This is a genomic window from Desulfacinum infernum DSM 9756, from assembly GCF_900129305.1.
In the GTDB taxonomy this organism is placed as follows: domain Bacteria; phylum Desulfobacterota; class Syntrophobacteria; order Syntrophobacterales; family DSM-9756; genus Desulfacinum; species Desulfacinum infernum.
This window is the reverse complement of sequence record NZ_FQVB01000016.1, coordinates 77,066-96,871: the sequence shown is the minus strand read 5'-3', so window position 1 is coordinate 96,871 and position 19,806 is coordinate 77,066. Positions and strand designations below refer to the sequence as shown.

Genomic DNA, 19,806 nt, shown 5'->3' with positions numbered 1-19,806 from the left:
AGGACTGTATTGCTCTTCCACACTGGATGTGTCGAGCATCTGAAAAATATCATCAAAAACAAAACATGGGTGATCCTTGGGCAGCAGGTCGAATATATAAGTCGGAAAAAGTTGCCGTTGCCGGAACTGAATCGGATCAGTCTTGAATGGAATCATAGTGCCGCTCCCCCAAATGAGTCTAACGCTCATGGGAACAACATATCAGCGTAGCACTATACTGTCAAGTACAAATAGCGTATGCATATGAGATTAACATCTCATGTGTATCAATTCTCGGACAAGCTCCTAGGAGGCTGTCCGAGAATAGCCCCCATTCCGTGTCTCAACGGAATGCCTATGGACGGGCACGGGGCAGGGATGGGGTGTGTGGGAGCGGCGAAAGCCGCGAAAGGGGTGGCCGGCCATTCCGTGGCGGTGCGGCCGCTCCCGGCTCATCGCGCCTCGCGGCGCTCCCACAGGACGCACATCGCCTCGGCGCAGGTACATTCATCCAATCGGCATGGCGGGCCTCACCCGGACCGTCAGGGAACGAAAAATCGAGACAGTGGAAACCACTGGCTTTTTCATGTGAATAACAGGCACTCGACGAAGTTCCCCGCGGGGCTGAAGCCTCGCGGCTACGAAAGACCACGGAATCCTTGTCGGTTGATGAAGGAAACTTGTTCTCGGACAGCCTCGTAGGAGGCTGTCTGAAAACGATTGATTTGCGCGGTTCAACGCCCACTTGTCATCCCCGCGAAGCTTGTCCCCGGCTTGAACGGGGAGCGGGGATCCAGGATTTCCGGCAGCTTATGGACTCCCGCTTGCGCAGGAGTGGCGCTTTGAGGAGTTCTCGGACAGGCGCCCAGGGAGAATGGATCGATTCGTTCGAAAGAACCAGGAAGGACGAGGCGGGGCAACGCTTGCGGCGGGCTCGGGCCGTGCTTAACGGGATGGGGAAAACGCAACCGGAACGATGATCGCTCGTGAGGAGGTGGTGCGATGAAGGAATCCCTCCATGTGGTCTGTCCCCGCTGCACGTCGGTCAACCGAGTGGATGCGCTGCGGCTGATGAACCATCCCGTCTGCGGCAAATGCTCCGCCGAGCTTTTACCGGGTAAGCCCCTGGAAGTGGGCGGCGATGCATTTGAAAAGCATATAACCCGTTCCGATCTCCCCGTGGTGGTGGATTTTTGGGCGCCCTGGTGCGGGCCGTGCCGCATGATGGCTCCCGCCTTTGAGACGGCGGCCCGAAAACTGGCTTCCTCCGCCCGGTTTCTCAAGGTCAACACGGAACGGGAACAGGCTCTTGCGGCCCGTTACGGCATCCGAAGTATTCCCACCGTGGTGATCTTCAAGGGCGGGCGGGAGCGGGCCAGGCGCTCGGGGGCCATGGACGCCGCGTCCCTGGTGCGCTGGGTGGAGCAATTTACGGATTGATCTCCACAGCCGGCGCCGAAGGTTGCCATTCCTATAAACGCCCGCATTCCTCTGGACTGGCCATCGCCCGTGGACGAAAGAGCCTGCAGCAAGGCTCGGTCGCTCCGGAGAAACGGCGTAAGGCGTGACAAGCCTTGGGTGCGTTCGCCGGGTTTTTCGTTCTCTTCAGACGTTCAGGTGTTTCCAGCGAAGGAGATAGGCCACCAGGATGCCGACGATGAAACCGGCGGCCAGGTTGGACGCCAGGGTGATCCCCAGCATGACCAGCACCACGAACAGGTCCTTTCGTTCCCTCATGTCCAGGATGGTGAGGGCCAGCTGGGTCCCGGCGAAGAGGAGCAGCACGCCGAGAACCGCCAAGGGAATCAGCGTGCTGGCGGTGTAGACGTGCTTTCCCAGTACCAGGGCCAGGACGACGAAGAGGGAGCCGATGATGAGATTGGATCCGGCCGTTCGTGCGCCGAAACGATAGTGGGCCGCCAGTCCGCCGGCTCCATGGCAAATGGGCATCCCTCCCAGGAAAAAGCTCGCCAGGTTGGCCAGACCCATGCTGACGCACGCGGCCCGGTAGGTCACACGCCGGCTCCTTTCCCCGAAGTATTCGCGGGAAAGATCCACGTAGGCGATGACGGCGTTTCCGAGAGTCATGGGAATCTGGGGAAGCACCAGCATCACCAGGGCCAGGCTGAAATCCACCCGGGACGGCATGCCCAACGGCATCCAGGACGGCAGATAAAAGCCCACGGATAGATCCCGGAAGCCGTCCCCGGTGCCGAAAAGGACTCCCAGCAAAAGTCCGCCGCCCACCACCACCAGCCCTGCGGGGAGCTTTCGGTTGTCCAGAAGGAGCAGCGTGAGAAAGGTCCCCAGCACCCCCAAAGCGATCCCGATGGGAAGCGGTCCCAGGCTTTGAATCGAAAGGTAGGGTTCGGCGGCGTTTCGCAGGGCCTGATAGGTGGACGTTCCCAGCATGAAGCGAACGCCCTGGGCCATGAGGAGCGTCCCGGTGGACATCTGGACTCCGCGCACCACGGGCTTGGGCACCCATCGGCCGATCACGTCCATGGCTCCGGTGACGCCGATGACAAGGAGGAAGACGCCGATGAGAAGGCCGGAGGCCAGGATCTGGGTGGCGGGAAGGGCCGAGACGATGGCATAGGCCCCGATGACCTTCATGGGCTGAATGGGAACGGTCAGGTTGAAGTAAAGGCCGGAGAGGATGTAGAAGATCCCCACGGAAAAGAAAAGGCCCGCGGGATCCAGCCCGTTCACCACGATCATGCCCAGGGCGAGCGGTAGGAGCGTTCCCAAATCCCCCAATGAGCCGGCCCATTCCATGCGGTCGAATCGGTAGCGTTTCGGCATCCATCCCCTCCAGCGTTGGGATTGACCTAATCTGTGCGATTTTTTCTTCGGGTGTCTCTTACACCGCGTGATTAGCGGGCGGGGATAAACCCCGCCCCTACCCAATGGGTCCGGGGCTTTTTGTAGGGGCGGGCTTTACGCCCGCCCTTCAGGAGCTGTCCATTAGAAAGAACCGTCCAATTCAGGATTGACTCAGAGGATCTTCGTCCATCGGTTAGCACGATACGGCACCCAGCTCTTTATGCCCGAAGATTGCGCCGTTCGCCAGCGCGAAGGAGCTCCCGGGGCCTTACCAATCGTAGAGCACTTCCCAGTGGTCGTGGAAGGACGGATCCAATTGACTGTACCGGTGGGTCATGGTCTTTCCCGTTCCGGGGCCGTCGCCGCTTCCTTCCTTCCAATAGCGGATGAGGATGGCGGGGATTTGGCCGTTGGGCGAGGCTGCGACGCCGGGAGCGGAAATCCACGTCTCGCGCTCTTCGATGATCTTCCACACCGTGCCGTAGCGCTTGCTCCGGACCCTTTCCCCCACCCGGGGAAGCTGCAGCTTTTCCCTTAAAGACTTGAAGGTGTAAGGAGACTTTTCTCCGTGGTCCAGGATGCGTTCTCCCAGAATCATGATACCGATGGCGCCGATGGGGGCGGTGAGCAGGATGGAGAGGACCGCCACGGCGAGGATCACCTCGCCCGAAGCCACGCCGGCCGCCAGGGGCACGGCGCCGATGGCCGCCTGGACGGTGGCCTTGGGGATGTAGGCCACCACGCAGAAGAGCTTTTCCTTCCAATTGTACGGCGTGCCGATGAGAGAGACCCAGGTGCCGATGCTTCGAAAGACAAGGCCCACAAAGATCACGGCCGTTCCGGCCAGGCCCGCCTTCCAGGCCACGTGGATGTTCACCTGGGCGCCCACCAGAACGAAGAGCAGCAGTTCGGCGAAGACCCAGAGCTTCTTGAGCTTTTGCGAGATGAGATGGGCGATGGGTTCGGCCTTTTCCAGGATGACGAAACCGATGGCCATGACCCCCAGGAGGCTCGCCAGCGGGACCCACTGTTCCACCGCCGTTTCCAGCCACGTGAGAAAGATGGACACCCCCAAAACCACCAGGGTGCGCTTGGGCGGCCGCCAATCGTAACGGGTGAAGAGCTTGTAGAGAAGATAGCCCGGAATGAAGCCCACCAAAATCCCCAGGGTGATGGAAATGGGGATCTCGGCCAGCTTGGCCCAGAGGTTCACCTTCCCGCCGCCGTACATGCCCAGAAAGATGGTGAACAAGACGATCACGAAGACGTCGTCCACCGACGAAGCCCCCAGAATGAGCGTGGGGATGCCCTTCTTGGCGCCGCGGCCCCGGTCCATGAAGTCGATCATCAGCGGAACGACCACGGCCGGAGAGACAGCAGCCAGGATGGAGCCCAGAATGGCGGCTTCCAGGGAAGTGATGCCCAGCCACTTGGGAGCGACCCACATTACTCCGAGGATCTCGAATACGGCCGGCACGGCGCTCATGATGAGGGCCGCCCGGCCCACCCGGTTCAAGGTGTCGCGATGCAGCTCAAAACCCGCCCGAAGCAGGATCACGATGAGGGCGATCTTTCGAAAGTCCGCCGAGACCTGCATCATCTCCGGACGCATGAGCCCCAACACATAGGGCCCCACCAGGATACCCACGATGAGCATCCCTACGAGGCCCGGGAGCTTCAGCTTTCGGAAGAGGTAATCCGCCGCCAAACCGAGAACAACGATGAGTGCCAGGCTGACCGCCATGGTGGATCCTCCGATGAATGCTCTTGTGGGTCCGCGCGCTCCGAAACGGTTTCCCCCGATAGGGTGCCTGTCCATGCCGTGAGAACCCGGCAAAAAAAAAGACTTCCACCCCCTGAGGTAGAAGTCATCAACCGGCGCCGGGCGCAGGTGGTTCAGGCAGACTTCATTGCCTTTTCTCTGCGTGTGAAAGCTCTGGTAAACACAAAGCGAGGCTGCTGTCAACCCAACAACTTGGAGCTTGCCTAAGAATGGAAGTCTGGACGAGATACCGACAAATTTACGTTTTCTTCGTAGCCGCGAGGATTCAGCCCCAAACTGATCAATCCGTCACTCCCGCGCAAGCGGGAGTCCATAAGTTCCCGGAAATCCTGGATCCCCGCTTTCGCGGGGATGACGAATCGGCGTTGAACGGCGCAAATCTGCCGTTGTCGGACAACTTCCTAGAACCGGCTGAAGAGGTAGCCCAGAAAAAGCACCAGCACCCAGGAGGTGCCGACGGCCCAAAGGGCCTTCTGCCAATTGTCGCCCAGATAGCGCTTGCTGGACTGGACCACCCATTTCCAGTTGAGGACGATGTGGATCACCGCCAGGCAGATGAAGAGGATGCCCACCATACCGTGAAAATCCGCCCAGTCATGGCGCGTGAGGCCGAGGAACGTCGGCGGGGCGCCCCCGAAACGGCCTCCATGGGGGATGGCGAATTTCAGCAAGAATCCCAGAACGGCCAGAGTGGAAAAGGCCACGAAAAGCAGGGTGCCCGTCACATAGAGCCAGCGATTCTTGTCCATGGCGATCTCCTCTGTGTGGATGGGTGTTCGCGGGCGACTGCCCCAGAGCCCAAGGGGGCTGGGGACATACCCGTTTCGCGGGAAATTCGCCTGTGTGCTTAACGGGGTGGAAAGGGCAAGTTCCGAGCCAAGCGACCAGTTCGGCATGGGAAGGCCGCCACCGGCGGAGGGTGGGCCCCCGAACGCCGCGGGGGACTGGATCAAAAGAACCCAAGGGCGCCTCCATGTGGATTCTCTTTACCCAGACCTGACCCTCCCCGGCCGTGGGGCGACGGCGCGCGCCGTGTTCGATGCGAGAAGAATCAGCGTGTGCCGGGGCGCGCCCAAATCGTAGGGGCGAAAAATCTTTCGCCCCTACCCATGAGGCGCGGGGAGGCTATCCGAGAACTCCGCAAACCGGCACTCCCGCGCAAGCGGGAGTCCATAACTTACTGAAAATGCAGGGTCCCCGCTTCCGCGGGGATGACGAATGGGCGTTGAACGGCGCCAATCAGCCGTCGTCGGTCGGGCTCCTAGGGAAGCCAGGGGCCTTTGCGAAGCCCCATGAGCGAAGACTCAAAGCCCGCCGTTCCCGCCGTCCGCCGGCACCTACTGGCATTCATTCGCGTTCATTGGCGGTTCTGTTACACACGGCGCGCAAAGTCGAGCCGATTCCCGCCTAGAGTTCCAGGCTTTCGCCCGGTTTCAGGAGCGCCACGTGGGCGGAGGTTTCCTTTTCCACGCGCTCCTTCCACGCCGCCGGGTCCTGCTTGATGATGTCGAAGGTGTCGTAGTGGATGGGAAGGACCTTTTTCGGCTCCAAAAGCTTCACAGCCCGCAGGGCGTCGTCCGGGCCCATGGTGAAGTTGTCCCCGATGGGAAGAACGGCCAGGTCGATGCCTTCCTCGCCGATGAGCTTCATGTCGTAGAAGAGGCCCGTGTCGCAGGCGTGGTAGATCTTCTTTCCGTCCACGGTGAAAAGAAAGCCGCAGGGGTTTCCGCCGTAGGACCCGTCGGGCAGGGCGGAGCCGTGATGGGCGATGGTGAGCTTCACCCGGCCCCAGGGGTGGTTCGATCCGCCGCCGATGTGGTGGGGATGGAGCTTCTGAAGCCCCTGGGCGGCCAGCCAGTTGTGGATTTCGAAGTTGGAGATGACCGTGGCGCCGGTCCGCTTGGCGATGGCCACCGTATCTCCCAGGTGGTCGCCGTGGCCGTGGGAGACGAAGATGTAGTCCGCCGGCACCTGGTCCGCGGAAGCGGCGGCAAGGGGATTGCCCGTGAGGAACGGGTCCACCAGCAGATGGGTTCCGTTCACGTCGATGTGCAGGCAGGCGTGACTGTACCAGGTAACACGAACACTCATGGCTTCCTCCTTGACGTTTTCGAGGATTGCAGCGATTGAAGGTTTTCAGCCGACAAGCCGATAGGGAAATGGGCGGGGGACGGTCAAAGTCCCCGGTTACGATTGACACAAACGGGCCTCGTTGACAAGATGCGGCGCGGCTCGGAACGGCTGGAAAAGGAGCGAACGGTTTCATGAAGCGGAACGTCCGAAGTGTGCCGGCCTGGATTGCCCTTGGGGCCATGGTCCTTTTCAGCCTGGCCAACGCCCTCACCTTGGGAGGAGCCCTGTGCGGGTCCTTCGGCTGCCAGGCCATTCAGAATCCGGCCCTGTGGTGGGTGGGCGCCGCCTATGCTTTGGTGCTGGGGACGGCCGCCCTGTGGAGGCCGCGGTTTGTTCCCTGGCTGGTATCGGCCGGCCTTTGGGTGGAAGCGGGCCTGGCGCTCACCCAGGTGGTCCTCGGGATCTACTGCACCGCCTGCCTCACCTACGGGGCGCTCCTTCTTTTCTACGCCTTCTCGAATCCCTACAGCGGCCGCCGCCACCGGCTGGCCTTCGCCTGGGTGGCGGGCGGAACGGGCGCGACGGCGGCCGTCTTCTTCCTGCTTATCCTGTCCGCCTGCGCCTGCAGCGAAACGCCCTATTCCACGCTGGATCCCAAGAGCGATGAAATCAGCCTGGTCTTCGAGCCCGCCTGCACGCACTGTCACAGCCTCCTGGATCTCCTCCAGCAGATGGATCCGCAAAGGCGGGTCAAACTCTGCCCGGAAGCCTGGAGCCTTCGTTCGGTGTGGAAGCTCGTCCGGGATCACTGCACCACCTGCTACCGGTGGTCCGACCGGATCCGCTGCTTCATGGGAACCGCCGCGGTGGTCCGCGCCAACAACCGGTTCTGCGTGGAAAACGGCTACCGCCAGGTGCCGCTGCTGGTGGTTCGGGGCCGGATCATCTCGGGAGAAGCCATCAAACCGGCACTGCTCAGCGCCCTTCAACCCCCGGCTTCGGACCTTTTCGACGGTTCGTGGATTTCCCTTCCGGGCAGCGGTGGGGCCTGCACCATCAACGCCTGCGACTGAATCCGCGCTCGGAAATCCCCTGCGCGCCTACTTGCCGAAGCGCTCGTAGCTGGCCTTGAGTCGCGATGCGATGATGCGGGCGAGACGACGGAGCGCCAAAAGCCCGTCCCCGGGATGTTTTTCAAAGAGATCCAGCAGCCTCCCGCCGTCCAGGCTGTAGAGGGTGCTGTCCATGGTGAGTTCCGCCGTGGCCGTGTAAATCCGGGGCTCCACCAGGGAGGACCAGCCGAAGACGCCGCCGGGTTCGTCGATGGGAAAGGTGATGGGCGAGGCTCCGCCGGTGGTGAGAGCCACCTGGCCGTCTTTGAGAACGTAGAGATTATCCGCCGGATCTCCCGCCCGAAAAAGGACCGTGCCTTCGGGCAGGCTTGCTTCCTTGGCGATTTGCTCGATTTCCTGCAGCACATCCGAACTCAGGCCCTCGAAGATCTCAATCTTGTGCAGAAACATACGGCGCCTCCTTGGTTATGGGCACAGGAAGGTGTGGGATGTCCGGGACAAGAGTTTCGTTGCCCATCCGATCGACTGGAAATGCCTCTTTTTACCCCGCCTGGGAAAAAGATTCCAGTTTTGCCTTCTCCGCACATTGACCCATTGAGAAATCCAGAACTATGATTGGAAGTAGCATCGGCCACGCATGGTTGATGATTTGTCGCCCGGTTGAACATCTTCCCGCGGCCTTTACCCCGCGATTCCGCACCTCGCCAAACGGAGCTGAAGACGGCGTGGCTCTTGGCAGAACGCAAGGCTCAGGTGCGCCCCAAGGCGCACGGGAGGGGAGGTGAGACGCCTTCGCATCCAACCATCACATCGTCCCGGCTTCCGGATGACAACGTGGCACGAAACCCGAGACGGAAAGGAGACGGCATGGCTGAGATCGGGCACGGAGGCAAGGAGATACGGGAAAGGATCCTCGCTCCGGAAGAGGCGGCCGCCAGGGTCCGCGGGCTGCCCCGGGTACCGGTCCGGAGCCAGATAGCCAACGAAATCATCGACATCGCCTACGGCTGGTTCTGCCCGCTGGAGGGATTCATGGGCAAGGAGGATGTGGATGCGGTCTGTTCCCGGATGCGCCTGAAGGACGGGACCGTGTGGAGCATCCCCATCCTGTTCGACCTTTCGAAGGAGGAGCTGGCCGACCACGGGATCAAGAAAGGAGACACCCTGTGCCTCACCTACCACGACCGCCCCATGGCCGTCATGGAGGTTCGGGAGATCTACTCGTACGACAAGGCGGCCATCTGCCAGGCGGTTTACGGCACCACGGAAGAAAAACACCCGGGCTGTGCGCGCACCTACGCCTACAAGGACGTCTTCCTGGCCGGACCGGTGACCTTGGTGACCCGCCCGGTGATCAACCCACCTTTCGACCCCTATTTCATCCCACCCCTGGAGATGCGCAAACGCTTTCGGGAAAAGGGCTGGCAGCGGATCGTGGCGCACCAGACCCGAAACGTCCCTCACACGGGCCACGAATGGCTCATGAAGGGGGCCTGGTTTCAAACCTACGCGGAACTTCCCATCGAAAAGCCCCTGGTGGGGGTTCTGGTGAACGCCATCATTGGGGAGAAGAGAAAAGGGGATTACATTGACGAGGCCATCATCCTCACCCAGGACGAACTGAGAAAGGCCGGCTACTTCGGGGACCACAACCACATGACGTCCTTGACCTTTTGGGACATGCGCTATGCCGGGCCCCGGGAGGCGGTCTTCCATGCGATCCTGCGAACGAACCTGGGCCTCACCCACCACATGTTCGGAAGAGACCACGCCGGGGTGGGCACCTACTACGGGCCCTACGACGCCCACCGGCTTCTGGCCACGGTCCAGGACGAGCTGGCCATCACGCCGGTCTATTCCATGAACTGGCTCTACTGCCCCCACTGCGGCGAGATCACCAGCGAAGGCCTGTGCAACCACCGGGACGAATGGCAAAAGTTCAGCGGCACGGTGATTCGCAGCATCGTCCAGGACGGAGTGAAGCCGCCCCGGCTCATCTTCCGCCCGGAAGTCTTCGATCTGGTGATGGAATGCGCCGAAAAGTACGGCTTCGGCTCGCCCTTCGTCACGGACGAATATCTCGCCAAGAGAACGCCGGTGTTTACGATCCCGGCCTTGGAGGCGTGAGAGGAGGTGTTCTATGGCCGAGGAAAGGTATCCCATCAACATCTGGGTCAATGAAGAACGCTATGAAAAACTGAAGGCGGCGGGACTGGCGGATTTGTGCGAAGAGATGCTGGCGGGCATGAAGGTGATCCGCGTCCATGCCGACGAGGCGCAAAAGGATGCGATCCTCCGTCTGTTTCCCACGGCCAAGTTCGATTCCGCCACCACCAAGAGCATCGAACTGCTGCCGCGGGAGGTGAAGGACAGGATCTTCGACAAGGTGGTGGAAAGAAAGAGCGTGGAAATTCTGGGGGAATTCCTTCAGGAGGCATCCAGGTAGGCCGCCGGATCAGCACCGGGAGCCGGTATGCCGGTCGCCGGGGTGCGGATTGGGGAAAGGCTCTCCCGGACCAAAATGCCGGGGAATTTCCGTTCCCTTCGTAGCCGTGGGGCCGCCGCCCCGCGGGAAAGGGCACTCACAACCCCCGGATTCTCTGTTTAATCCAACTTGCGGATGGGATCGCCCACCCGAACAATTCCGCCCCGGAGGACGCGGGCGAAGACCCCTTCCCGGGGCATGATGCAATCTCCGGCCTGATAGAAGATGGCGCACTTCTTGTGACACTCCTTGCCGATGCGCGTTATCTCCACCACGGCCTCATCTCCGATGGCAAAGCGGGTTCCCACGGGAACGGAGAGCCATGAAATTCCTTCCGTGGCGATGTTTTCGGCAAAATCGCCGAAAGCCACCTCCAGGCCCTGTGTGCGGACCCGGCGAATGCTTTCCGAAGCCAGGAGACTCACCTGCCGGTCCCCGGGACCGGCATGGGCGTCTCCTTCCACACCGTATTCGGCGATCAGCCGCACATGATCCACGCACTGTTTGCGGGTGCCCTTCTTTCGGCTCACCGCCAGGGAAACCACACGGGAGTTGTCAGCTACGAGGAACGGCATTTCGCTGCACTCTTCTTCAAGCTCCATCTCAGTCGGCCGGCTCCACCCGCACAGGGAATCGTTGCCGCATTCCCCCAAGAGGTTCATCGTTGACTCAATCGTCAGGCACACCCGCATTCCGCGGATTCCCGAAAAGGTCCTTTATCCCTCGTTTGTACGTGGGATCGGGCCTTTTCCGACGCCAGAGCGTCCTCCATGTCCAAAAGATCCTGGAAGGTGTAGGAAGAGAGCTTCTCCAGCATGGCATTGGCGGCTTCCTGCCAAACGATGCGGGTCACACAGGAAGAAGCCCTATCGCAAGATCCGGGGTCGTTGGTGCAATGAACCAGCCACTGGTCTCCTTCCAGTAGGCAGACAATGCGGCCCACGGTGATTTCTCGGGGATCCACTAGAAGAAAGTGCCCGCCCCGGGCGCCTCGCAAGCTTTCCACGATCCCGGCTCGTTTGAGCGGGATGACGATCTGTTCCAGGTATTTGACGGAAACCTGCTGTCTCGCTGCGATGTCCGCCAGTTGAACAGGTCCTTCGCCGTAATAGCGGGCCATATCCAGAACCAGTCGCGTGCCGTAACGGCTTTTCGTCGATAGCTTCACCATGAACCGCTCTCTCCTCTTTCCAACCCGCCGATCGCTGGTGCGTCCACCGAGGAACAATGGGGACGATCTCTCCGCCCCTGCCTTGTGAAGATCCTCGCGTGAGTAACGCACATCGTCCGTCGGGTTGTCAAGCTCCGGCGTTGCCATGGAAGGGGCGGACCAGGTTCTGGTTCCTGTTCCTGATACACATCCAGGGTAATTGACCGGTGAAAAGGCGTCAACCGATGATCGGAGAAATCGGATGTTGGCGGCTGGGTTTACGAGAGGGGGAAGCTGGTGTTTGCCCCGAACGCATCCAAGGGTTAAAGGGGTAAGAGGAAGGGGCTTTTGGGGGCTTCGAAAGGATCTGCAAACAGACGGGAAAGGAGAGCGGAAGATGGCAAAGGTGGTGCATCAGTCCAGGATCGTCATCACGCGGGAACGAGGGCCGACTCGCAGGGCCGTGATCGAAGGCTTTGACCAGCCCGTATTTTACGGCGTGCATGGCGGAATCAGGAAATTTTACCGGATCGACCCCGAAGAGGAGCATGCCGCCACATTGGATCACATCGTGGGGGCGGTGGGCGGCTGAATGATGGGCACATTGGCCGTGGAGCTGGCCAAAAGAGGCATTCAGAGCCACAAGGATGTGTACCGGGCGGAGATCACCGGAGACATCGAAGACGTGGATGGTGTTCTCAAGATCACCCGGCTGAAGGTGGACTATTACCTCAAGTTGAAACCGGGAAAGGAGGAATCGGCCAAGGAAGCCATGAAGGAGTATCTGGTGCACTGCCCCGCGGCCCAGACCGTTATCGGGTGCATTGACATCCGCGATGAGCTCCATCTCACCACGACGGACTGACGGTCCGGGGAGCTCGGGGAGGCTGTCTGAGAACTCCCCCAACCGTCACTCCCACGCAAGCGGGAGTCCATAAGCTGCCGGAAATCCTGGATCCCCGCTTCCGCGGGGATGACGAATGGGCGCTGAACAGCGCAAATCAGTCACTCTAGGCCACGCTCCCAGGAGGCTGTCCGACAACGCACGCGATGACCTCTTTCCTCGTGGCGCACCCTTGATGGCTGCGGAGGAATCCCCGGACGCGGGATGGCGCATCGGGTATTGCCTGCCCCTTCAGGGGCTTATGATGACCCCTCTCCGCGGGCCTTCGGCCCAGCGGCTACAATGAACGGCCGGGGATAAACCCCACACCGCCGGATCCTCGCGATGAGGGGAAATCGTCCAATTCCATATGAAACGCTTCCTCGTTTTGTTCGTGAGCGCACCCTGTAGGGGCGAATATTCATTCGCCCCTACAGGGCTTTGTCGGCCAAAGCCCATTGGCGCTTATGCCCGTTTCTTCGCGGCGCCTTCTTCCGCATACCTTTTGAGTTTCAGCTTGAGGGTGCGGCGGGTGATGCCGAGTCTGCGCGCGGCCTCGCTCTTGTTCCCTCCGGTATCTTCCAGGACCCGAAGGATCATTTGTTTTTCCATCTCCGCCAGGGTCCAGGTGCTGTCCACCGGGACACCCGGGAGGGGTTCCGGAAGGGAGGACGGCGCGCCCTGGCCCATTTCCTGAAGATGGAAGGGGAGCTCCCTTTCCGTCACGTAGTCCCCCCGCAGAAGGATGACCGCCCGCTCCAGGACGTTTTCCAACTCCCGCACGTTTCCCGGCCAGTCGTAGCGCATGAAGATGTCCATCACCTGGGGCGTGACGCCCTTGACCAGGCGGCTGTTCTTTTCCGCATAGAGGGAAAGGAAGTGTTGGGTCAGCAGCGGAATGTCGTCCCGCCGGTCTCGAAGAGGGGGCACCTCCAGGGCCACCACGTTGAGCCGGTAGTAGAGATCCTCCCGGAAGGTTCCCTCCCGCACCATCTGCAGCAGGTCCCGGTTGGTGGCGGCCACCACACGCACATCCACGGTGTGCGTCCGGTCGCTTCCCACGCGCTGTAGGATCCCGTCCTGAAGCACCCGCAGAAGCTTGGCCTGCATGAAGACGGACAGTTCCCCCACCTCGTCCAGGAAGATGGTGCCGCCGTCGGCTTGCGCAAAGCGGCCTCGGCGAGGCTTGTCCGCACCCGTGAAGGCTCCCTTCTCGTGGCCGAATAATTCAGACTCCAAGAGGTTTTCCGGAATGGCGGCGCAGTTGACTTCCACCAACGGTCCGGCCTTTCGCATGCTGTTGGCGTGAAGGGCTCGAGCCACGAGGCCCTTGCCCGTTCCGCTCTCGCCCGTGATGAGCACGGTGGCTTCACTGGGGGCCACGAGAGCGAGCATTTCCACCAGTTGGGTCATGGCCCGGCTCTTTCCCACGATTTCCGGCAACTGTAGCCGGCTCAATTGCTCTTTCAACTCCGCGTTTTCCGTTCGAAGCCGCGTGTGATCCAGAGCCCGGTCCATGGCCAGGCGCAGGGCATCGAAGTCGATGGGCTTGGTGAGGTAATCGTACGCCCCCGCCTTGAGCGCTTCCACCGCCGAAGGAATGGAGGAATAGGCCGTCAGGATGATGACGGGGACGGCAGGGTTATAGCGATGGATGCGGCGGGTCGCCTCGATGCCGTCCATTCCGGGCATGCGCACATCCATGAGGACCAGGTCCAAAGGTCCCTGCCGGATGAGCTGCACCGCCTGTTGACCATCGTCGGCTTCCTCCACGGCGAATCCCCAATCCTTCAGGAGCGTGGAAAGCATGAGCCGATGGGCGTCGTCATCGTCCACAACGAGAATGCGAGGCCTCTGTTGAAGTGTCACGGTTTTTCCTTTTCCATTCCCTGCCGTTCATGAGTTCCGGGCACATCGGGACTCAAAGGGCGGGCGTCTTCTCCCCCCTCCCCGAGGGACAGGTCCTTTCCGTTGCAGGGCAAGCGGATCTGGAACCGGGTGCCGGATGCCGCGCCGCTTTCAACAATCACCTCACCGTGGTGGGCTTCCACGACCCGATGCACGATGGCGAGCCCCAGGCCCACGCCCCGCGGCTTGGTGGTAAAGTAAGGGTCGAAGATGCGTCTCAACACCTCCTGGGGAATGCCCGGACCGCTATCTTCAACGGAAAAGACCACCGCCTGGCCGTCCCGGAAGGCTCGGATGCTGAGGTTGCCACCGCCTTCCATGGCCTGGATGGCGTTGAGATAGAGGTTCAAGAGGGCTTGGGCAAGGCGGTCCCCGTCGGCTACCAGCCGCAAGTCCGGAGGGTCCACCTCCACGTGGATGGAAACCCGGGCGTGTGCGGCATCCGTTTCCACGAGCCGCACCGTATGGTCCACCAACCGGCGCACCTCCAAGGTGTCCGGCCGAAGGTCGGGCGTACGGGCGAATTCCAGGAGTTCGGTGACCACGCGGTTGAGACGTTCCACCTCGTTTTGAAAAACCCGGGAGATTTCCGCGGCCGAGGGATCTCCGGACGCCTTTCCCGCCAAGATGGCGGCAAAGCCCTTGATGGAGCTCAGCGGGTTTCGGATCTCGTGGGCCACGCCGGCGGCGAGGCGCCCCAGGGAGGCCAGGTGTTCGCTTCGACGCAGTTTATCCTCCAGTTTTCGAAGGCCGGTGAGATCGGAAAGAAGCACCAGAAAGAGCCTGATCTGCCCCTGGGGGTTCTCAAGCGGAGTTACGCTCACGAGCAACGAAAGCTCCCGTCCGTTCACGCTGGGGAGCCGCACTTCTTCTTCCACGCGGGAGCGTTCCCGGCATGCACGGGCCACAATGGGGCCCAGTCCGGGAAGGTTCCAAAGAGACCCCTCCAAGGCCGCTTGACCCAACAGCCGGTGCGCGGCGCCGTTGGTCCGTCGAGCAAGTCCCCAATCGTCCACCACCACGAGGCCCACGGGCATCCGGGCAAGGATGGTCTCCGTAAGGATCTCCATGTCCTGGAGGGAGCGCCGGGCGAGCCGATACTGGTGCGCCCAGAACAGAGATGTAAGCCCTGCCGCCCCCACGAGAAAAAGCACGGCCATGAGGAGACCGTTTTGGCGAAGGTCCTGCTGAAGGGCGCTCTCGTAGGGACCGGCGTCCAGGCCCACCACCAGGATACTCTGTTCCCCTGCAGGAGGCCGATCCAGCTCATGGAGACGCCCGTGGCCGCCGCGGCCTCCTGGGGGAGGCCAATCGCAGCCTTCCACGGTGCAGGGCTCGTTGCGATGGGCGCCGCCGCGCAACCAGGGCCTGTAGGGCCGTGCGTACAGGAAGACGGATTGCTTTTCGAGGGTGACGAGGGCATGGGTTTCCCGTTCCACAGCGCCTTCCGGCGGCGAAAAATCTTTGAGCGCTTCTTCTGCAACTTCCTGCGAAAGGCCTGAAGCCAGTAGAGATCCCGATGGAGTCATGAGCCGAAGGAAGAGCACATGGGGCTGTTGGGCCATCTGGTCCATCAGGACCTGCAGTTGCCCGCGTCCCCACCCCATGCGGGCCATCATCCCCGTGCGCGTGCCCGCTTCCAGGGACCGGGCGAGGATCTGTGCCTGGGAAAGAAGCGTCTGCTCCATGAAGGAGCGTTCCCGATGGATATTTTTCACCACAACGACCAAAAGGACGAACGCCAAGACCACCGCCGAGCCCACGATGAGTCGAGGTGAAAACCAGGCGCCCAGCCCGCCGGATCGGGGTGTGAAATCGTGTTGCATGGAAAGGCTCTCCTTCTTGTCGTCGTGCAATGATGGCAATATGTGTGCCGTTCCTTGCAACGCCACCATCTTATCCCCTCCATGGTCCGTCGGAAAGCCCAATGCCTCAGGCGGAGATGTCCTACTGGATACACACGACCCAGGGGCAAACGCACTTTTCGCTTGATAAACTCAGCAAGTCTTCCGAAAACTAAAGAGAGGAAGACCGTCCCGGACGCGATCCTGTGGCCGGAGGGGAAAGAAGTGGTTGATTCGGGACGGCCTTTCGTCTTAAGGAGGGGGAACGCGTCATGAGCGAATCCGGTCGCTGGGGACCCTCCAGGCGTTCACTCCGCAAGGACATACCCGACAATGGACAGACGACCCGGTACGAAGGCGAACGGTCAAGAGATGCACGCAGGCGATATCAAGAAAGTGATGCGCACTTTGGAGACCCTGCCGTCAGTCCCGGCCGTGGCCAGCAACATCCTTAACGCTCTCACCCAGTCCCGGCCGGACATGGAGCGTGTGATCGGTCTACTGGAAACCGATCAGGCGCTTGCCCTGAAGGTCCTGCGGATTGTGAACAGCAGCTACTACGGACTGCGCCGGCGGGTGGCGGACATCAGGAGGGCCGTGGCGATCCTTGGCGTGGAGCAGCTGCGCTGCGCTCTCCTCAGTGTGACCGTATCGGAGTCGCTCATTAAAGAGCTGAGACGTCACGCCCGCAAGGATCAGCAACGGCTGTGGGAACATTCCCTGGCATGCGCGGTCTGCTGTGAGATCCTTGCGGAGAGAGCCGGGCTGAAGCGTGTCAGCGAGGCCTTCGTGGTGGGGCTGCTCCATGACGTGGGAAAGCTGCTTCTCATGGAATGGGATGCCTCCCGCTATGAGCAGTTGGAACGTTTGAGTGAGGAGCGCAACGTCCCGCCCGTGCGGCTGGAGCCGCAGGAATTGGGCGTGGATCATGCGACGGCCGGCAAGTGGCTGGCGGAAAAATGGGAACTCCCGGACATTCTTCTCTATCCCATCTGGTGGCACCACCATGGTCCGGACGTGATCCCTCTGCTGGAGGCATCCGACCCGGATATCCGGTCGTTGAGCCTTCTGGTCAACCTGGCCGATCACCTGGCCCATGATCTCATGGCCGATGCCATCTGCCTCGAACAGATGGGCCCGCCGGATTCCGAGATCCTTTCGGCGCTGGGCCTGGCCGCGGAGGATTGCGAAGCGGCCAAGGCTGAGATGGGCAAACGTTACGGCGCGCGCACGAGTTTGCTCGACCTGGAGCAGGATGAATTGTCCTTCTATTTCAGCGCCCTGCAGCGCGCCAACCAACACCTGGCGAAGATGGCATCGCGCCACTTGAACAGACCCGTTCCGAGCCAGTCGCAGAGGGAAAAGGAGGCCCTGGAAAATCTGCGAGAAGCGTTGGAACGCCTCGGGGATGTCGGGTCGGTGCTCAAAGAGACAGCCCGGCGGCTTCCTGAGGTGCTGGGAATACCTGAGGGCCTCTTGGTCGCGGTCAGCAAGGAAGACAAGGAGGTCCAGGGGGTGTGGTGGAACGCCCAGGGCCAAGACGACGTCTTCTCTCTGAGCCCTCAGAATGGCAACGGCCGGCAAGGCCTCGGCCGGGTGCCGGAGGGGTTGCGCCAGTTGTTGGTTTCCTTCGCCAGGCGATACTCCTTCGGGGTGAACGGGGCGTCCCTGGACTCGCTCATCCAGTTTCACAACCCCTACGTGGCCGTTCCCCTCCTGATCGAAGGGGCGGTGGCTGGCGAGGTGGTGGTGCTGGAGGAGGCACTTCTTCACGACAGCCCGGAGCCCCCCCGCGATGTCACGGTCTACGAGCGCCTCGGAAAGATCCTTGCCTCGGCGCTGAGCCGCGCCCGACTGGTGGAGCAAAGCCGCGAAAAGGGCGAGAGCCTCACCCGCGCCCTGGCAGAAGCGGGGTGGGCCATGAAGAATCTCCGGACCACCCAAAAAAAGTACCAAGACGAAAAGGACCGACTGGCCACGACTCTGGAAAGCATCGCCGATGCGGTGATTGCCACTGATACAGATGGCCGGGTCACCCTTTTTAACGGCGCTGCGGCCCGTCTCACGGGCTGGAGCGCCGACGAGGCCGTGGGAAAAGACTTTTCCCATTGTGTTCGACTTGTTCACGCGGAAACCAAGGAACTGCTCAAGGATCCCGTAGGGCGGGTGCTGAGCCGGGCAAGTACCCTGGAACTGCCCAATGGGATCGACCTGGAGACGAGAGACGGCACCCGCAAGCCGGTGGGAATCGCCGCATCCCCTATCCTGGGCGGGGATGGGAAGCCCAAGGGGGTCATCTTCGCCATCCGGGACCTGACCTACCAGAAAAAGATGGAAGCGGAGGTGATCCGGGCCAGGAAGCTGGATTCGGTCCGCATTCTGGCCGGAGGAATCGCCCATGATTTCAACAACATCATGATGGGCATCCTGGGCAATCTCAATCTGGCCAAGATGTTTCTCAACCAGCCCGAGAAGCTGGAGGCCAGAATCGACGAGGCGGAAAAGGCCGTCAACCGAGCCAAGGACCTCACCCATCAGCTCCTTGCGGTTGCCAAGGGCGGCAATCCGGTCAAAAAGACGGCCTCGGTGGCGGAGATCATCAAGGAAAGCGGGGAGTTCGTACTGTCGGGGTCCAACGTGCGCCTGGAGCTGGACGTCGCCGAGGATCTCTGGCCCGTGGATGTGGACGTGGGCCAGATGAACCAGGTGATGAGCAATCTGCTGTTGAACGCGCGACAGGCCATGCCCAAGGGCGGAACGGTCCGCGTGGAGGCCCGCAATGTGGTGGTGACAGCGGAGGATCGGCTGCCGCTGCCCGACGGTCGTTATGTCTTTATCCTGGTCAGGGATGAGGGAGTGGGGATCAAGGCCGAATACCTGGACCGCATCTTCGATCCCTACTTCACCACCAAGGATCGGGGAACGGAAAAGGGGACCGGTCTGGGCCTGGCCATCGTCTATTCGATCATGCGACGTCACGGCGGGTACGTCAACGTGGAGTCGAAGGAGGGACAGGGGACGGTCTTCTATCTCTATCTGCCGGCCAGCGACAAGGACGTGCCTTTGGTGGAAGAACCGCAAAAGCCACTCCAAAAAGGCCGGGGCCGTATCCTTGTCATGGACGATGAGGAGTCGGTGCTTCAGATCATCGAGGAGATGCTCCAACATCTTGGGTACGAGCCGACGCTTGCCCGCGATGGGGCCGAGGCCGTGAAACTCTACCGGGAGGCTCAGAAAAAAGGCCGGCCGTTTCATGCGGTGATTCTGGATCTGACGGTTCGCGGCGGCTTGGGCGCCAAGGAAACCCTGGATGAAATCCACACCATTGACCCGCACGTGCGAGCCATTGTCTCCAGCGGGTACGTGCAGGATAGCATCATCGATCGTTATGCGGATTTCGGCTTTCTGGGCGTGGTCACCAAGCCCTACACGTTGAGGAAGCTCAGCGAAACCCTCCATCGGGTTCTGCAGGTGGGGGAAAGGCGCTGGAGAGAAAGGAAGGTGGTCAAGCTTCCCGTGACTGTGGAAACGGGGGATCGTTCCGTTCATGGGGAAACGAAGAACCTGAGCACGGCCGGGGTGCTGGTCAATTCCCGTGAACCCCTGGAGCCGGAGCAGCCGGTGCGAGTGACGATTCAAGGCGCCGGGGACCGGTCTGTTTCCGTGACCGGGCGGGTGGTTTGGGCGCGGGTGTCCAACGCCAACGGCAACGGGCGTTCCCACCTGGTGGGGGTTCGGTTCGACAAGGACAGTGGCGAGGCGGAGGATGAATTGCGCGCCCTCCTGGAGCAGAAATCCTGAC

Annotated in this window: 16 protein-coding genes and 1 riboswitch; of the genes, 7 read left to right on the top strand and 9 right to left on the bottom strand. The window is 61.3% G+C overall.

The window, feature by feature from the left end; all coding sequences use genetic code 11:
* Positions 1 to 981: 981 nt before the first annotated feature.
* On the top strand, positions 982 to 1,419 hold the full coding sequence (trxC, locus tag BUB04_RS09385) for a thioredoxin TrxC (protein ID WP_073038734.1): 438 nt from the start codon (positions 982 to 984) through the stop codon (positions 1,417 to 1,419).
* Between the two features lie 165 nt (positions 1,420 to 1,584).
* Here the strand turns inward: trxC and BUB04_RS09380 are convergent, their stop codons facing one another.
* From BUB04_RS09380 to BUB04_RS09365, 4 genes are all read right to left on the bottom strand, one after another.
* Entirely contained in the window at positions 1,585 to 2,784 is a 1,200-nt protein-coding gene (locus BUB04_RS09380) for a putative sulfate/molybdate transporter (RefSeq protein WP_073038733.1), read from the bottom strand.
* 289 nt (positions 2,785 to 3,073) lie between these two features.
* Positions 3,074 to 4,549, bottom strand: coding sequence for a cation:proton antiporter (locus tag BUB04_RS09375; protein ID WP_073038732.1), 1,476 nt, complete (start codon positions 4,547 to 4,549; stop codon positions 3,074 to 3,076).
* 111 nt (positions 4,550 to 4,660) lie between these two features.
* Positions 4,661 to 4,729: riboswitch (Fluoride riboswitch) on the bottom strand.
* A gap of 260 nt (positions 4,730 to 4,989) precedes the next feature.
* Positions 4,990 to 5,337 (bottom strand): DUF4405 domain-containing protein, encoded by a 348-nt coding sequence (locus tag BUB04_RS18755; RefSeq protein ID WP_073038731.1) that lies wholly within the window; start codon positions 5,335 to 5,337, stop codon positions 4,990 to 4,992.
* Between the two features lie 658 nt (positions 5,338 to 5,995).
* Entirely contained in the window at positions 5,996 to 6,679 is a 684-nt protein-coding gene (locus BUB04_RS09365) for a metal-dependent hydrolase (protein WP_073038730.1), read from the bottom strand.
* Between the two features lie 173 nt (positions 6,680 to 6,852).
* Between BUB04_RS09365 and BUB04_RS09360 the strand changes: the two genes are divergently transcribed.
* Positions 6,853 to 7,734 carry a hypothetical protein gene (locus BUB04_RS09360; RefSeq protein WP_073038729.1) on the top strand — a complete coding sequence of 294 codons (882 nt, stop codon included), beginning with the start codon at positions 6,853 to 6,855 and terminating at the stop codon, positions 7,732 to 7,734.
* Between the two features lie 27 nt (positions 7,735 to 7,761).
* Here BUB04_RS09360 and BUB04_RS09355 read toward each other — a convergent pair whose 3' ends face one another.
* A complete protein-coding gene (locus BUB04_RS09355) occupies positions 7,762 to 8,184 on the bottom strand; it encodes a Crp/Fnr family transcriptional regulator (RefSeq protein WP_073038728.1) in 423 nt (140 codons plus the stop codon).
* 417 nt (positions 8,185 to 8,601) lie between these two features.
* Between BUB04_RS09355 and sat the strand changes: the two genes are divergently transcribed.
* Positions 8,602 to 9,861 (top strand): sulfate adenylyltransferase, encoded by a 1,260-nt coding sequence (gene sat, locus BUB04_RS09350; RefSeq protein WP_073038727.1) that lies wholly within the window; start codon positions 8,602 to 8,604, stop codon positions 9,859 to 9,861.
* Positions 9,862 to 9,874: 13 nt separating this feature from the next.
* Positions 9,875 to 10,180, top strand: a complete 306-nt coding sequence (locus BUB04_RS09345) for a DUF6955 family protein (protein ID WP_073038726.1) — start codon at positions 9,875 to 9,877, stop codon at positions 10,178 to 10,180.
* Between the two features lie 158 nt (positions 10,181 to 10,338).
* Here the strand turns inward: BUB04_RS09345 and BUB04_RS09340 are convergent, their stop codons facing one another.
* Positions 10,339 to 10,881, bottom strand: a complete 543-nt coding sequence (locus tag BUB04_RS09340) for an MOSC domain-containing protein (RefSeq protein WP_245795159.1) — start codon at positions 10,879 to 10,881, stop codon at positions 10,339 to 10,341.
* Between the two features lie 14 nt (positions 10,882 to 10,895).
* The gene (locus BUB04_RS09335) at positions 10,896 to 11,390 is read right to left on the bottom strand and encodes an RrF2 family transcriptional regulator (RefSeq protein WP_218588413.1); all 495 of its coding nucleotides are present in this window, start codon (positions 11,388 to 11,390) and stop codon (positions 10,896 to 10,898) included.
* Between the two features lie 376 nt (positions 11,391 to 11,766).
* Here BUB04_RS09335 and BUB04_RS09330 point away from each other — a divergent pair, with 376 nt between their 5' ends.
* Positions 11,767 to 11,961, top strand: a complete 195-nt coding sequence (locus tag BUB04_RS09330) for a hypothetical protein (RefSeq protein WP_073038725.1) — start codon at positions 11,767 to 11,769, stop codon at positions 11,959 to 11,961.
* On the top strand, positions 11,962 to 12,234 hold the full coding sequence (locus BUB04_RS09325; protein ID WP_073038724.1) for an OsmC family protein: 273 nt from the start codon (positions 11,962 to 11,964) through the stop codon (positions 12,232 to 12,234).
* A 483-nt stretch (positions 12,235 to 12,717) separates the two neighbouring features.
* Here BUB04_RS09325 and BUB04_RS09320 read toward each other — a convergent pair whose 3' ends face one another.
* Together BUB04_RS09320 and BUB04_RS09315 are read right to left on the bottom strand one after the other, a co-directional pair.
* Complete coding sequence (locus tag BUB04_RS09320; protein WP_073038723.1) at positions 12,718 to 14,121, bottom strand: sigma-54-dependent transcriptional regulator; 1,404 nt, start codon at positions 14,119 to 14,121, stop codon at positions 12,718 to 12,720.
* On the bottom strand, positions 14,118 to 15,986 hold the full coding sequence (locus BUB04_RS09315) for a two-component system sensor histidine kinase NtrB (protein ID WP_178371952.1): 1,869 nt from the start codon (positions 15,984 to 15,986) through the stop codon (positions 14,118 to 14,120). The genes BUB04_RS09320 and BUB04_RS09315 overlap by 4 nt, the downstream gene beginning before the upstream one ends.
* 390 nt (positions 15,987 to 16,376) lie before the next feature.
* Between BUB04_RS09315 and BUB04_RS09310 the strand changes: the two genes are divergently transcribed.
* Positions 16,377 to 19,805 (top strand): HDOD domain-containing protein, encoded by a 3,429-nt coding sequence (locus tag BUB04_RS09310; RefSeq protein WP_073038721.1) that lies wholly within the window; start codon positions 16,377 to 16,379, stop codon positions 19,803 to 19,805.
* The last annotated feature ends 1 nt before the right edge of the window (position 19,806 follow it).

Bases quoted from the DNA above. Each gene is read 5' to 3' on its own strand.
- trxC (WP_073038734.1), top strand. From the start codon at position 982: ATGAAGGAATCCCTCCATGTGGTCTGTCCCCGCTGCACGTCGGTCAAC.
- BUB04_RS09380 (WP_073038733.1), bottom strand. From the start codon at position 2,784: ATGCCGAAACGCTACCGATTCGACCGCATGGAATGGGCCGGCTCATTG.
- BUB04_RS09375 (WP_073038732.1), bottom strand. From the start codon at position 4,549: ATGGCGGTCAGCCTGGCACTCATCGTTGTTCTCGGTTTGGCGGCGGAT.
- BUB04_RS18755 (WP_073038731.1), bottom strand. From the start codon at position 5,337: ATGGACAAGAATCGCTGGCTCTATGTGACGGGCACCCTGCTTTTCGTG.
- BUB04_RS09365 (WP_073038730.1), bottom strand. From the start codon at position 6,679: ATGAGTGTTCGTGTTACCTGGTACAGTCACGCCTGCCTGCACATCGAC.
- BUB04_RS09360 (WP_073038729.1), top strand. From the start codon at position 6,853: ATGAAGCGGAACGTCCGAAGTGTGCCGGCCTGGATTGCCCTTGGGGCC.
- BUB04_RS09355 (WP_073038728.1), bottom strand. From the start codon at position 8,184: ATGTTTCTGCACAAGATTGAGATCTTCGAGGGCCTGAGTTCGGATGTG.
- sat (WP_073038727.1), top strand. From the start codon at position 8,602: ATGGCTGAGATCGGGCACGGAGGCAAGGAGATACGGGAAAGGATCCTC.
- BUB04_RS09345 (WP_073038726.1), top strand. From the start codon at position 9,875: ATGGCCGAGGAAAGGTATCCCATCAACATCTGGGTCAATGAAGAACGC.
- BUB04_RS09340 (WP_245795159.1), bottom strand. From the start codon at position 10,881: ATGAACCTCTTGGGGGAATGCGGCAACGATTCCCTGTGCGGGTGGAGC.
- BUB04_RS09335 (WP_218588413.1), bottom strand. From the start codon at position 11,390: ATGGTGAAGCTATCGACGAAAAGCCGTTACGGCACGCGACTGGTTCTG.
- BUB04_RS09330 (WP_073038725.1), top strand. From the start codon at position 11,767: ATGGCAAAGGTGGTGCATCAGTCCAGGATCGTCATCACGCGGGAACGA.
- BUB04_RS09325 (WP_073038724.1), top strand. From the start codon at position 11,962: ATGATGGGCACATTGGCCGTGGAGCTGGCCAAAAGAGGCATTCAGAGC.
- BUB04_RS09315 (WP_178371952.1), bottom strand. From the start codon at position 15,986: ATGCAACACGATTTCACACCCCGATCCGGCGGGCTGGGCGCCTGGTTT.
- BUB04_RS09310 (WP_073038721.1), top strand. From the start codon at position 16,377: ATGCACGCAGGCGATATCAAGAAAGTGATGCGCACTTTGGAGACCCTG.